We start from the raw sequence: 14,305 nt of genomic DNA, 5'->3' as shown, positions 1-14,305 counted from the left end.
TCACCCCTCATTCGTACAATGGAACATCAAGATTTCTTAACAACTCCATCACTTTACTTTTGATTACATCGCGGCTAGCACGGACGTTGTCCAGACTATCCTCTTCACCTTGCAACGGATCAGGGATATTCCACTGAACACTTTGAACTCCGAATGGAACCACCGGGCATTTTTCATTGGTCTGCTGACACAACTTCACAATAATATTGGATTGAATAAAGACTTTCATGTCAATCCGCTTGGATACAGCTGAAGAAATATTGATTCCTACTTCCTTCATAACTTCAACAGTGTAGGGGTGTATCTCACTTTCCTTTAAACCTGCACTTTCTACAATAACATGATCTTTACCTAGTTGTTTGGCATAGGCTTCAGCAATCTGACTACGGCATCTGTTCTCAATACAAATGAAATAAAGGCGAATTGGCTTCTTCATTTTCTCACGCTCCTTCATATTTGTAAATCATTATATAATTAATTGATTATATTTTATACGCAGTTTGTGTTAATATTTTGTAAAGGTAAGAATCAGTTTACAGATCTAATTCTCTGCAGAAGTATAACCTTGAAAAGCAGTTATTCCGTCGTTAGACATCCCACTGTAGAGAAGAACTAGAACCCAGGAATACCCTTATATTATATCAATGCATGTCTATATTTTCTGTTTAAAATATAAATAAAGCTTGGAAGTCCTGCATTTTACAATCTTTTCAAGGAAGAGATTACACAAATATTTTGTAACTGCACGCAGAAGCCTCCATTTTCTGGGGGCACAATTCAAATAAAAAAGACACATTCTCTGTTATTAGAGGATGTGTCTTTTCTTGGTCCTGTCCGATATTTTCGGACAGGGAAGTGGAGCCGAGGGGCATCGGTACCCAGAAAGTACGGAAAAATTTCAACTCCTCTAATGCTGTTGCCGGAAGCACTATTTCTGACATTAAGTACGCTTGATAGTCATTCCAGTATAAAAAATAGGGCTACCCAGGAAGAGAACTTAAGCAGTCCGTCAATGCAAATTTCCCATTGCCCGCTTTCCCCGCTACCTCATCCTTCGCCTCCAGGTCATTGAAGTGCCACCACTCCGATGCTAAAGGAGTTAACTTAGCTTCCGTACAATAAAATTGCAGCTTCTTAGCGGAGTCATTCATTGTTTGGGCAAAGGCGGCATTTTTCCATGCTGTTGGCGACATTGAATTGACTGGTGTACGAAATGCAGCTGAGGCCCCGCTTAATTCATGAATAGGCGATGGCATCGTATATTCCAAGTAATCGGTTATCAATGGAACCGTATACGGGCCAACCGTTATTTCCTTCCCTTCGTTTACTTTGACTAACCCCACATCAATTGCGTATCCCACTTGGTGGTTGGACACACCTTTGACAATAAACCAGGAAATCCCCCATGGCGGAGCATTAATTCCGGCCATTACTGTTTTATCTTTATTGGCCAGGTCCGTTAAGCCCTGTCCCACTGCCAATTGGACGGAATAAGGCCGGAATCCCTCGTATATCTTTAAGGAGTTTCCTTCTGATAATGCAAGCTTTTGAGCTTCATAAATTTTTTTAGACATCGTGTAAAGCACCGGCATCAGATACTCTTCCCTGTCCAGACGGGTGTTGTACGTTTTGCCTGAATATAGGGATTTGTTAGAAATCCCAGGTATCTCTTTCCCGGATGAGGCAAACCTGGATGAGTACGTATTCGTGTTATCATAAATAATGGATGGAATCACATCCGGAAGGTTAATCAGGCAATACTTATGCAACAGCCATCCGGTAAACCCCTCCCGGTTGACCAACCACCATTCTCCCTCTTCCCTGATTACTTCAAAGGCTGTTCCTGCCTCCACAGCTCTAAGGACCCTAGAACCCGAATCAGCCGATTCCATTAATTGCAATGAAATCGAAGCGTATCCCGTGGAACCGGCAACCGGGAGCTCCAAACCTCCTTCATAACGCTTAGCTGCCTTTATTTCTGGGGGAACTTGTTGTTGAGGAGCAGCAGGGCCTGGATCATTTTCGTTGCTGTCATGGAAATAATTGCTGTCATCAATTTGGCCAGACGTATTCATTCCGCTCCCAGTACACCCCGATATCAAAAGCACGAAGACCAAAACGGACATCAAGCAGGTATTTCTTTGCAAATTACACCTTGGCATGACACTCTCCTTAAGCGGTAAGGCTTCGTATAATATATAAAATCAGCAGATGTGCCGGGTAAAAAATATAAAATCCCCATTTAATCACATTGGATTTTTTTCCTCTTTGACCATTGTATAAAGCGAATAATGGAATTGCCAAAAGAATGCCAAAACGAAAGATTGCCCCTTGCCCCATATTTAGAATCCCGGGAAGAATGTACAACGTGACTCCAATTACAGAATAACAAATCATTTGCAACCGGAATCTATCCCGGAGGATGCCAAAGAAAACAATCCACAAAACAGCAATATAATTCCAATCCGCCGTCCAAGCAAGGAGGCAGCACACAATGACCGTTGTTAGCTTCCGCAGCAGAGAGTGATTGGTCCGCAGACAAACAGCCAAGGCAATCAGTCCTAACAGCAATCCCCATATAACGCTGGTCGCTTGCCACCACTTTAAACCAAAGAACAGAACAAAGGGAAAATGGGATATAACTGCAAATCCAAAGAGCCGCGTGATATATTTCCTTACGTTTGAAGTGTGGACACAACCTTCTGCAATGAGGTAGCACATGATGGGTGCAGCCAATCTGCCGAATGTATGGAGAACTAGATCCAAGCCTGTACCCCTCGGAACAAGCCATACCGATAAGTGATCTGCAAACATAGTAATAATTGCAATGACCTTAAAGGCGTTTGAAGAAAGCCTTATGTTGATTTTAAAGGGCATTCGTGCTTCTCCATTTCTTCCTGATGCGAATGGGCATGTCACATTGTCAAATTCATGAACCAACGTACTAGAACCCAAATGAGTAAAACAAAACCCACGATAACCATTGCCCAAATTCTGTGATTGTCCTTTTTGTGTGGAGCAGACCGGTCCAGAATAGGACGATTGCAGCTCTCACATGTGCTATCCCTGGAGGCAGACCTTTCTTTTTTCATCCTAACCGCTCCTTTACGATTTATTTAACCCGCAAACCGGGTCACAATTTCGTATAATTTCTTCAAGGAAAATAATAAATCGTTTACGGGGATACGCTCGTTGGGCTGATGAATCAGACGGATATCGGTCGAAGGAGGGGTTGGAAAAAAACCGTATGCAATCATTCCTTTTGCTCGTACGTAACGGCTATCGGTTGCACTAGGTGTAAGGAAAGGGAGCATGGTATTAGTATGTCCGGAATTTCGGACCATTGTGGACTCAATTATTCGAAACAAGGAAGAATCGATTGAAGAGCAGCTAGGTTCTGTTACCGTGGTGACGGATGTGGCTTTAATCAGTGAAGCCGGGATCAACCCCTTTGCAGCTATCATCCGGTTAATGTCTTCCGCCGATTGGCCTGGTAATAAACGGAGATGCATCTTTATCACTGAATGATGATGATCGAATCGTTCCGGGAGGTCGATCCGGAGCAAGTTATGAAATAAACCATTGATATCCAATGGTAATTGCCTGCAGGCATGACGCAAAAGAAATACTTTGGTGCGGTATGATAAAGGTGTCGTCAATATCTCCGGTAAACCTCCAGCACGCAGAGAAGCTTTCATCAGCGGGTGGATAGCCTGCCCATTCAGAGGAGGAACCAATACCTCCTGTGAAGCAAATGGAAGAGACGGATGTTCAACAATGTATTCGAAAATGGTGTGGCCTTTCTCTGCGTATTGAATGGTGTACACATCTTGATCCTTCAGATGGAAGGAAAAGCCTCCGCCTTCGTTTAGCACATACCGGCACCCCTGTAAGGCAGCAGTGTTATTCAGGATCCAGTCAATACCCCACTTTCCTCCTGATTCCTCATCAGAGGTTGCAGCGAATACAACTCCTCGTCGCAAAGGAATTCTGTTACGCTTTAATAAAATAATCAGCATTAGCCAAACAGCCACTAATCCCTTGCAATCTATCGTTCCCCTTCCCCAGATTTCACCGTGCCGGTAGGCGCCGTTGAAGGGGGGGTGAAGCCATTCCGACGTATGATGTGCCGGAGCCACATCAAGATGGGACAGGAGGAGCAGTGATTCGTCTGCATTCTGGCCAGGCAGGCGGCAAACCACAGAACCTTTTCCAGGTACAGGTTCAAATATTTGTGTTTGATCTGCTAGATCATTCATGCTGAGGAGGGATTGGATAAAACGGGCCGCCACAGTTTCTCCATGGCGGCCGTATGAAGTGTCTATTCCGACTAATGTCCTCAGCATCAGAACCAACTCTTGCTCCACAGCGTTCCAATCTACCTCTGCTGACATATCCTTCATGATTTCCCCTCATCATATTGCTGTAGATTTTACCTGCCTCGACAGCAGCTCAGGAGCTGCAGCTATTGACTTGGATTTGTACGTAAGGAGCCGCGCCGAATTCAATACAACAAAAATGGATGAAGCATTATGAACTACAGCCGCGGCGATAGGGGAAAGGTACCCTGAAGAAGCCAAAGCGATCCCAACAATATTTACTGCTACAGCGAAAACCCAAATATTCTGTTTAATAATGCCGAGGGCCCTGCGGCTTAAATCCAGTGTAACGGGCACCATTTTTAAGTCATCCGCCATAAGTGCCATATCCGCCGATTCAATAGCAACATCAGTGCCGGCAGCTCCCATGGCAATACCTACGTCTGCCAACGCTAATGCCGGAGCATCATTGACCCCGTCCCCGATCATGGCAACAATTTCACCATCCTGCTGCAGACTTTTCACAAATTCAAGCTTATCTTCAGGAAATAAATTCGCCTTATATTCGGTGAGACCTACCTGTTGGGTAATAGAACGGGCCGTCTTCTCGTTGTCCCCCGTAAGCATAATAATTCGCCGGACTCCAGACTGCTTCATTGCTTTGACAGCAAAAGGCGCATCTTCCCGCAACTCATCTGCTATGGACATGCCGCCAATGATTTCTCCATTCTGAACAACCAACAGAGCTGTTCTGCCTTCAGCCTCTTGTACATCCAGGAAATTCAGAGCCTCTTCTGAAGCAGAAACAAACTCAAGAACACGCCGGTTGCTTACCTCCACTGGGATACCATCAATCATACACTGAACCCCTCGCCCGAATATGGCCTTGAACTCCTGGGGCTCCCGGATTGGCAACGCTCTGTTTTCGGCTTCCTTTAGAACGGCAACGGCAAGCGGATGCTCGGACCGCTTCTCAGCTATTGCCGCTATGGCTAGAACTTCATTCTCCGAATATGAAGCATTGAAAGCTTGAATTTCAACAACATGCGGCCGTCCCGCCGTAAGGGTTCCTGTCTTATCCAGACAGACAACCGTGACCTTTCCTGCTTTTTCTAATGCCACTCCACCCTTAATCAGCGCTCCACGTTTTGCTGCGTTGCCGACACTGGCCACAACAGCTGTAGGTGTGGCAAGCACCAATGCGCAAGGGCAGGCAATAACAAGAACAGCCATAACCCGGGTTAAATCCTTCGTAACCACCCAAACCGCAACACATATGAGCAATATGACGGGGGTGAAATATTTAGCAAACTGATCGGCTACCCGTTGAGTTTCGCCTTTGTTCTCTTGTGCCTCATAAACTACTTCAATAATTTTCCCAAGGGTTGTGTCGTCCCCGATCCGCTCCGTAATCATTTCGAGTGCCCCACTCTGATTCACAGTTCCGGCAAAAACCTTGGCTCCGGCCGTTTTCTCGACAGGGAGAGATTCCCCTGTAATTGCAGCCTCATTGATCACAACCTGACCGGATAGAATAGTCCCATCAACAGGAATCCGTTCACCGGGTTTAACCAATACATAATCCTTGATCCTGACTTCTTCCACAGAGACAGAAACATACTCTCCATTACGTTTGACCCATGCTGTATCTGGAGATAATTCCACTAGTGCCCTAACTGCATTCCGGGTACGGTCCAAAGTAATATCCTCAAGGAACTCCCCGAATATCATCATAAAAGCAACAATGGCTCCCGCCAGATATTCACCCACATAAGTCGTGCCGATTAAGGCAAAAACAACCAGCATTCCGGCAGTGATCTTCCGTTTCTCCATGACGACTACTAAGGTTGTCCATGTGATATACCCGCCCCCAAGTAACAAGGGAATGGTGGCCAAGGAAAAACCGAGCCAGTTCTCCTGGCCGGGAATCAAGCTTAATAAAATAAACAATAACAGCAAACCCGGGAATATAAACTTGCGGTATTTCTCATACAAGTTTTCACTCATTGGGACCACGCTCCAATCTATCCCTGCATTTTCCAAACCGCGAATCCAATAATGAGTACTGCGACGATAATACCGGCAACAACCTTCATTACCTTGGTGTTGTCTTCCTTGGAAACCTTCTTATGATCATGATGCGGATGCTTATGATCATGGTCATGGTCGTGATCATGTTTATGATCGTGGCCATGGTCATGCCCATTCTTAGGGGAGTGTTGCCCTTTCTTATGTTTCACTTGATCCAAAATACCGTGATCACCTTCATGCATATGATTCCCTCCTTGTTTGTATCCCCCCAGGGGGGATATTTCGAGTATAGAATCGCCCTGTCTAATTGTCAACACCTAAGAAATTGTTTTGAAAATAGGTTTTACATATCCCCCCCTAGGGGATATACTAAGAAGAATTAACATCGCTTAAGCAGCAGTGAAACATATTACGCCAAGATAGCGAGGAAACGATATATGTCAACTCCTGTTCCCGTTGGAGATACCAGCAGAAAGCAAAAACTTAGCATCATTCTGGCTCTTGCTGTACCGGCTATGATTGAAAATTTGCTGCAAACCGTTGTGGGGTTTGTAGATACCCTCTTTGTATCAAAAATTGGCTTGAATGAAGTTGCTGCTGTGGGTGTATCCAATGCGATTATTGCTGTATATATAGCCGTATTCATGGCTTTGGGTGTAGCAACCTCTTCTCTGATTGCCCGTACCGTAGGAGCCGGTGACATTCGAAAGGCAAAAGCGATTGCCCAACAATCCACCTGGATTTCAGCGGTATGCGGAATAATATTCGGCATTATCTCCTTCTTTTTTTCTGAACCTTTGCTTCAGATTATGGGTGCGGATCCAAATGTTTTAGCAGACGGGGTCATTTACTTCCGGATCGTTGCTGTTCCATCTGTCTTCTTGTCGCTTATGACTGTATTCGGCAGTATCTTGAGGGCCTCAGGCGATACCAAAACACCAATGAAAATTGGGATCTGGATTAATATCATCCACATTTTTTTGGATTACATCCTCATTTTCGGTTTTGCGCGCATTTCCGGGAATGGATGGGAAGGCTGGGGAATTGCAGGTGCAGCATGGGCAACAGCCATCGTGCGCGTAATTGGAGCCGTTGCCTTGTTTATGTATATACGCAAATCCAAGCTTTCATTTACCTTGATTAAACCAGAGCCGGAACAGTTCTTGAGGCCGCTCTTACAGCTTTCTGCACCAGCTGCCGCGGAGCGTCTGATAATGCGGTTTGGACAGGTTTTGTATTTTGGACTTATTGTGCGGATCGGAACCGATGTGTATTCTGCCCATGTTTTGGCTGGGAATATTGAAATTTTCTCCTATATGCCAGGGTACGGATTAGCGGTAGCCGCAACAACACTTGTAGGCCAGCATTTAGGGGCAAACCGGAGGAAGGACGCCTTTGAGTATGGTCTGTTAACCACCGGAATAGCTGTCGTGTTTATGAGCTTTGTCGGTGTGCTCATGTTCTTCTTCTCCTCAATCGCGGCAGGATGGTTTACAACTGATCCCTACATCATCAGCTTAATCACCACCGCTCTTCGGATAAATGCTTTTGCCCAGCCTTTTTTGGCAATCGGGCTGGTTATCGCCGGCGCTCTCCAGGGAGCAGGCGACACCAAAAGTCCCATGTACAGTACGGCGATTGGGATGTGGCTTGTCCGCGTATTAGGTGTATATATGCTTTGTTTGCAATTTGATATGGGGATTGCCGGAGTTTGGTTATCTATTGCTTTTGATCTTTTGCTGCGTGCCATTTTCTTGTCTATCCGATTTCATGTATATATGCGAAAAGACAGTATTGGCTGAGCTTCATGATGATGTTTACACATCCCCCCCAGGGGGGGTAGAATGAAATGGACATTTCGCATTGGGGGAATTTTCATATGTCAGAGAATCTTGACCATCAGCACGATCATACCCACGAGCATAAGCACCGCAAACAAATTGTGAACCGGCTGGCCCGGATTGAAGGTCACCTTAGAGGGGTCAAGGAAATGACTTCCAACGGAAGAGATTGTTCAGATGTGCTCCTTCAAATTGCGGCAGTTCAAAAGGCTCTGGATAAAACAGCGAAGCTGTTATTAAAGGACCATCTCGAAAATTGTGTGGTTGATGCTGTGCAGCATGGAAACCAAGAAAAAATTCTGCAGGATCTGAATCAAGCACTGGATAATTATATTCGCTAAATCCCCCCCTCGGATGTCCCGACAATGGCCGGCAACCGGGGGTGTTTCATGCATCCCCTTCTCCAAGCCTTCTATAACTTCAATATAATTCCATAATTTGATGGATGGTGATATACTTGTTTGCAAAGGAGGTATTTATACCCATGAATCGTCGAATCCTGGTAATTATGTTGCTCTTATCGTTAATTTCTCCGCCAGCTATAACCTCCGCTCATTCAGGCCGTACAGACTCAAGCGGCGGCCATAATTGCTCTTCCGCTTCGAAAGCAAAAGGGTTATGTTCAGGTTATCATTATCATAATGGCGGCAGTTCAAGCTCCGGCAGTTCCAGTTCCAGCAGTTCTACCTCTGGAGCTTCCTCACCTGTTTCTAAACCTTCTTCGCCACAAGCTTCAGAGGCAAAATCTCAAGAGAATACGGTGAAAGTGAGCTTCACTTCTTTTCAAGTTCATGTGAACGAGCAAAATGTAGATAATACCTACAGCCAATATCCTCTCTTTGTTTACAAGGACATCACCTATTTCCCGATGACATGGAATTACACTCAGGCGCTTGGTTTACGGACCTCATGGAATGCTGACACTGGATTCGCTGTCAGCAAGGATGATTCCATTCCTTACGCAGACAAGTTGAACATAGACAATGGCAGCTACGTTAGTCCCGGAAGTACGGTAACGGCGACTTTTCCCAGCTTCAACGTATTTGTAAACGATACCTGGGTGGATAACTCTAAAGAAGAGCATCCGATACTAGTATACAAAGACATCACCTACTTCCCGATGACGTGGAGATTCGCAGTGGAAGAGTTGGGGCTCATCACTAATTGGAGTGAAACAGACGGATTTTCAATTACTCGGCCAAAAAAATAGTTATGCAAAAACAAGCTTTGGATAAGTTCCAAAGCTTGTTTTTTACTGCAGTGGGTATTTTATTGGCTCCAGCTATGCTCTAATAACTTAATTTCCAATAGTGCCCAATACAAAATAAGCTAATCTTTTCAGACCATTTGTTGAGGTTGTAATTCTAATAAAAAAGACACATATCTCTGTTATTAGAGAATGTGTCTTTTTTGGTCCTGTCCGATATTTTCGGACAGGGAACTGGAGCCGAGGGGCATCGGCACCCAGAAAGTACGGAAATATAAGTCCGAAGATTATATCATACTTGTACAGCCCCCCTATGTAACTGTAATATCCTAAGCGCATAATTTTGAAGTCACAATTATCTATCACAATCAACGCTCACTCTTATTTATCATTTTCCGCGGCTTCCTTATTAGTCCTTAAGTTTCATGTAAACATTAAATATCTCTTTTCATACTAGCAACAATTTGTTTTTTTAGTTCCGGAACAATTGGTTTAAAAGGAACGACCTTACCTTCAGTACTAGATAATATATATTTTAAGTCTTCTTTTTCTGACTCTTCCAAATATTCTAAAAACATGCAAACAGCTTCTTGTAAGAGATGCGTTTTAAAGTTTTTATTTTCTGCAGAAATTGATTGTTGATACTTTTTCCATATTTTCGTTCCTTTTTCATGGTCTCTAATAGGAGTATCAATTAAGACATAGGAAATATATTTCCAATCATTAAGTAAACAATTAATATAGTATTCCCCGACCTCACTTATTCTAATTGAGGTAGTACCATTTAAACTTTCTCGCGCACCCATATTAGAATCAATTAAAAATTCATTAAGTAAAGGAAGTAATAAACTATTTAACTTTTCTTCATTTAAGAAAATTGCTGAAAACTTTTGTAAAACGTCTTCTATATCTACATAACCTTTATCAGTTTGGGTTTGTACATGTGAGCGTATCTGTAGATAATACAATATATATATCTGAGAAAAATGCGAATAAAATCCATCATTATAGTATAAAAACAAATTTTTAATTAAGGATATCTCTGAGTTGTAAAATTTTTGATTTTCTCTGACAATACTATCTAAAACGTACTGAAAATCCACACTAACATTATCGACATTTTCAACTATTCTTCTTATTCTAATTATTTCATGTATTTTTGAATTCTCCGACAAAACAAATGCCTTAAACATTTCTAAAAGCCTTCTCATATTTCCACCCGAAATATTTTCAAAAAAAAGATTTACCTCATCTTGATTCTGTATAGTGTTTCTTAATATTCGGACAAATTTCTCTATTGGAATTTTTATTGTCTTTCCTCGCAAATCATAGATTACATCCTTGCTTGGAAATTTGTTAAAAGCTTCTAGTCTTTTCTCTAATAAATCCCTAATTTTGGGGGCCTGAATTCTATAATCATGTACAGAAATAGCATCAAACGGTGGTTTCCCTTTAATCATATAATAATACTGATGTCGCATTGCTGTAATAACGGTCCCCTTATATATTTTTGATCTATTATAAGCAATCATTAATACCTCGCGTTGTTGATCTGCAGGGCGTTGATCAATATTATCAAAAACAAAACAAACATTTTTATTTAATTTATACTTAATATAAGAAAATATCTTCTCTAGGTGTTCTTCTTTTGAATTGACTAAGCTCATAATATATGTATATAATTCCTTAATATAAAACGATTTTTCCTGTCTTAAAGGTTCTGGCAAACTCTCCGAAAATTCACTCACTTCTTTTTCATAAATTGCCTCTCTTATCTCCCATTTTGTCAAGCTCAAATGACTGTACTCTGAGTCTAAAATTTTATATATTTCACTTGTAATAAAGCTATTCAATTTTTCTAATCCAAAATCAGTGAAGTTTAGAAAATTGATTCGAATCCAAATTAATTGATCTTTTATATTATCATCTAATTCTTTTAAGTAAAAATGAGTTAAAAAAGTAGACTTACCTGCTCCAACTTCCCCTAATAAAACGTATACAGTACCCTCTTGAGAAATCGTACTTAAATAATCCCTTCCAAAATTCCCATCAACTCCATAAACAGTCTTTGTACTAACAAGTTGGACAGTGGAGACTGGTTCAACAACCAATCTTCTTCTTAAATTGTCAGTAAGTGATGAAGTTATGTCTGGTGAAGGGTCACAGTAACATAAATCCATTAAATATTCTGAATTTAAATCCCCAAAAAAGCGATCTAAATGATCCTCTATAGCTAATGTTATGTCGCTGGTTGCTAATGGGAACTTATCTTTCTTTTGAAGATGATCATATAGTTTTTTTCTATAAGCAGGAGGAGAGCGAAGTTCATCAGGTGTATTTAATATTAAATCCAATGCCTCAATCCCGTTGGAATAGGGACTTAAAATATTCCAAAAATCAATAAATTTTGATTCTATATCGTCCCAGCTTTTAAAGACAAGCAGGTTTTTTGAGTGTTCAAAAATTGGCATTCTTTGAACTATAAATATATGACCATTTGTTACTAAAGAAAAGGGTGTTCCCAGCTTTACCATATAGTTTTTGGCTTGATCCAAAAACTTCTTATTACTATTGTAAACAACCCCACCTCTTACGAAAGTGCGATGTGTTGAATTAGCAAGTTGTATTGAAGCACCTGTCTTTTTGGCTTCTAACAAAAAATTATTATGATCGCTTATTAGTAAATAATCTATGTATAATTTTTTATGATTGTTGTCTGCTTCTGTTTCACCCAGAGGAACTTCAGCTTTTATTTGACTTTGAGGCCATCCAAGTACTTGGGTGAGCATGGAATCTAAAATCTTCAGCCTTGTCTCAGTTTCGTTTAAATCTTCTTCACTAAATCCTATGTACTCTTTTTTTAATTCAAGAAAAATCTTAAGCGATTCATCTGGACTCAACATCGTTCAACCCTTTCCAAATGTTTAAAAACCTGCACTCTTAGAGTACAGGTTATTTCAAGCATTATCAACCAGAATTTTCAAAACAATTTAGCATCCTCTAGAGCTTTCCATGCCTCGTTAAACAAATCGGGAATATTGTAATGAGGTTTTTCTTTAATTAGTTTTAAAAAGACTTGTTGTTTATTATCTGTGTTTAGGTTCTTTTTTATAAAATGTACAGAGGCTAAAAGTTCGAGCCAATGTGTTTCACTGATTCCGGACGGGGCATATTCAACAGCCATAACAAGCGGTTCCAGTCCCTTTTTTACAGAATCAGTTAGGGAAAAATTTTTCCCTTGTGCAATAAGCTCATCAATATTTTCGTTAATACTGTATAGAATAGATGTGTATGCTGGTGAATATGGGCCCCTTATATACCAGTTGAATTGATAAGAATTTAAGGGCATGCCCAATTGCTTAGCGAGATAACCGACTTTCTGCCATAAAATTCGGTTATCCATAGAACTAACAGAAGGTTTTTTTCTTAGAACATAAGTGTATATTAAATATGGTACCAATAACTCGAGAGATAACTTATTTTCTTTATGGTCCATTAATGACATAGCATTCATTCCCCTAACTAAAAAATATCTATAACACTTATGGACGCCATAAGGTAGTATTTTTAACAATAAAAACAAATCATAAAACGCAACATATTATCATACAAAATAGTTAAATGTCAATTACATATTACAGTATCATCGTTCCTGTGTAAATAGAAGATTTTGGATCATGATTATTTGTCAAGCTTTTTTATATTCGCTTCATTTATTTCCATTGATAAAGGATTTATACGGGGTTTATCACATAATATTCCTCCAGATTTAAATGGTGTGGGTAAAATACAGAAAAATCCGGCTAATTCTAAAGTAATGATCTAAAAGCATTCTACAACCAAACTTTTAAGGCATTTTATTTTAACCGTGAATACTAAATATTAACCATCAAAAAAAATTTCCAACATATATCGAGTTCAACTAACCGAACACCTGTTCCTAATATAACAAAAATTTCTTTCCCATGCACGTCATTTATTGTTTAAGATTATATTCCCTTTTCCAGCGGTTAATTTGGATTGGAAAGGTAAACACTCCTCTTAGCGTTATAATGTATGATCAGATCGCTATACAAAAAATCCAATAAAGGTAAACGATTTAATCCAATAAAAAACCGATAACATATAATTCATCCCATCAGGTAATGATTGTATAACGTTCTGGAGGAAGCCGCCGCGGCACTGTGCTCGCAACAAATTTAAAACGCTAAAAAATAGGCCCAGTTTCTACTTTGAGGTATATTTCCTTTTCCTCAATAATCTCGGGTCATTATTGATAATAGTCCATCCCGTGCGTTCCTACTCCTACTTCACCCGCTTGAATAAGCACAATATCTTTCCCATTTGAGGTTGAGCCCTCAACCTGATTTTGATTTAATATCATCCCATTTATCTTGCAGCAGTTTAATTGCCAGCGGTGCAGGATTGCAATATAAAGTCACTTTAAGCCAATCTCCTCGGAAGAGAGTATCCAGTTCAGTTAAGATTAACTCATTATTAAAGGCAGTATTTATCCCTTCCCTATCTTTAGGGACTCCAAATTTCTCGAATAGTTCCTTAGCCGCGTCTACCAGCTTCCGATTTGTGGCCAACTCCTTCATTTCTGCAATCATTAGCGTCTCTTGCTCCGAGAAAAATCGTCTATTGCTTTCATCCTTCTCAAAAACCCATCCTTGCTCCTCCAGGACACTGCACCACCGGCGCAAAGTTCGTTCAGTTACTCCAAGGCGCTCTGTTATTTCGTTATACCTAATCAAAACCCCACCGACTCCTTTCATTGGTTCCGACATTAGTTCCCGGATTAGTTCCCTGCGTATTAGTTCCGATCATATTCTCCTAAGTCCCTTATGTCCCAAGGTGTTTCAAGAATTTTGAATACATAAAAATCTTGGGAACTAATAACAGGG

12 protein-coding genes are annotated in these 14,305 nt (G+C 41.0%); 3 read left to right on the top strand and 9 right to left on the bottom strand.

Annotation, left to right across the window (positions count from 1 at the left end; genetic code table 11):
- Positions 1–7: 7 nt before the first annotated feature.
- The 6 genes from ACI1P1_RS12255 to ACI1P1_RS12230 form a co-directional block, all read right to left on the bottom strand.
- On the bottom strand, positions 8–436 hold the full coding sequence (locus ACI1P1_RS12255; protein ID WP_416216677.1) for an arsenate reductase ArsC: 429 nt from the start codon (positions 434–436) through the stop codon (positions 8–10).
- 544 nt (positions 437–980) lie between these two features.
- Positions 981–2,075 (bottom strand): SH3 domain-containing protein, encoded by a 1,095-nt coding sequence (locus tag ACI1P1_RS12250; protein WP_416216676.1) that lies wholly within the window; start codon positions 2,073–2,075, stop codon positions 981–983.
- A 97-nt stretch (positions 2,076–2,172) separates the two neighbouring features.
- Positions 2,173–2,877: a TraX family protein gene (locus ACI1P1_RS12245; RefSeq protein WP_416216675.1), complete on the bottom strand. Its 705-nt coding sequence runs from the start codon at positions 2,875–2,877 to the stop codon at positions 2,173–2,175.
- 239 nt (positions 2,878–3,116) lie between these two features.
- Positions 3,117–4,403 (bottom strand): M20/M25/M40 family metallo-hydrolase, encoded by a 1,287-nt coding sequence (locus tag ACI1P1_RS12240; RefSeq protein ID WP_416216674.1) that lies wholly within the window; start codon positions 4,401–4,403, stop codon positions 3,117–3,119.
- Positions 4,404–4,415: 12 nt separating this feature from the next.
- Positions 4,416–6,326 (bottom strand): heavy metal translocating P-type ATPase, encoded by a 1,911-nt coding sequence (locus ACI1P1_RS12235; RefSeq protein WP_416216673.1) that lies wholly within the window; start codon positions 6,324–6,326, stop codon positions 4,416–4,418.
- 17 nt (positions 6,327–6,343) lie between these two features.
- Positions 6,344–6,592 carry a hypothetical protein gene (locus tag ACI1P1_RS12230; RefSeq protein WP_416216672.1) on the bottom strand — a complete coding sequence of 83 codons (249 nt, stop codon included), beginning with the start codon at positions 6,590–6,592 and terminating at the stop codon, positions 6,344–6,346.
- A 195-nt stretch (positions 6,593–6,787) separates the two neighbouring features.
- Here ACI1P1_RS12230 and ACI1P1_RS12225 point away from each other — a divergent pair, with 195 nt between their 5' ends.
- The 3 genes from ACI1P1_RS12225 (at position 6,788) to ACI1P1_RS12215 (ending at position 9,401) form a co-directional block, all read left to right on the top strand.
- A complete protein-coding gene (locus ACI1P1_RS12225) occupies positions 6,788–8,152 on the top strand; it encodes an MATE family efflux transporter (RefSeq protein WP_416216671.1) in 1,365 nt (454 codons plus the stop codon).
- A gap of 47 nt (positions 8,153–8,199) precedes the next feature.
- Complete coding sequence (locus ACI1P1_RS12220; RefSeq protein WP_416216670.1) at positions 8,200–8,532, top strand: metal-sensing transcriptional repressor; 333 nt, start codon at positions 8,200–8,202, stop codon at positions 8,530–8,532.
- A 143-nt stretch (positions 8,533–8,675) separates the two neighbouring features.
- Positions 8,676–9,401 carry a YHYH domain-containing protein gene (locus ACI1P1_RS12215; RefSeq protein WP_416216669.1) on the top strand — a complete coding sequence of 242 codons (726 nt, stop codon included), beginning with the start codon at positions 8,676–8,678 and terminating at the stop codon, positions 9,399–9,401.
- 431 nt (positions 9,402–9,832) lie between these two features.
- Here ACI1P1_RS12215 and ACI1P1_RS12210 read toward each other — a convergent pair whose 3' ends face one another.
- From ACI1P1_RS12210 to ACI1P1_RS12200, 3 genes are all read right to left on the bottom strand, one after another.
- Positions 9,833–12,301 (bottom strand): hypothetical protein, encoded by a 2,469-nt coding sequence (locus ACI1P1_RS12210; protein ID WP_416216668.1) that lies wholly within the window; start codon positions 12,299–12,301, stop codon positions 9,833–9,835.
- Between the two features lie 77 nt (positions 12,302–12,378).
- Positions 12,379–12,903, bottom strand: a complete 525-nt coding sequence (locus ACI1P1_RS12205) for a hypothetical protein (RefSeq protein WP_416216667.1) — start codon at positions 12,901–12,903, stop codon at positions 12,379–12,381.
- Between the two features lie 853 nt (positions 12,904–13,756).
- Complete coding sequence (locus ACI1P1_RS12200) at positions 13,757–14,155, bottom strand: MerR family transcriptional regulator (protein WP_416216666.1); 399 nt, start codon at positions 14,153–14,155, stop codon at positions 13,757–13,759.
- Positions 14,156–14,305 lie beyond the last annotated feature (150 nt).

Origin of the sequence: Paenibacillus mesotrionivorans (genome assembly GCF_046098205.1) — a bacterium.
GTDB lineage: Bacteria > Bacillota > Bacilli > Paenibacillales > NBRC-103111 > Paenibacillus_AR > Paenibacillus_AR mesotrionivorans.
Note: the sequence above shows the minus strand (reverse complement) of the source record. Positions and strands in the feature narration are given on the sequence as shown.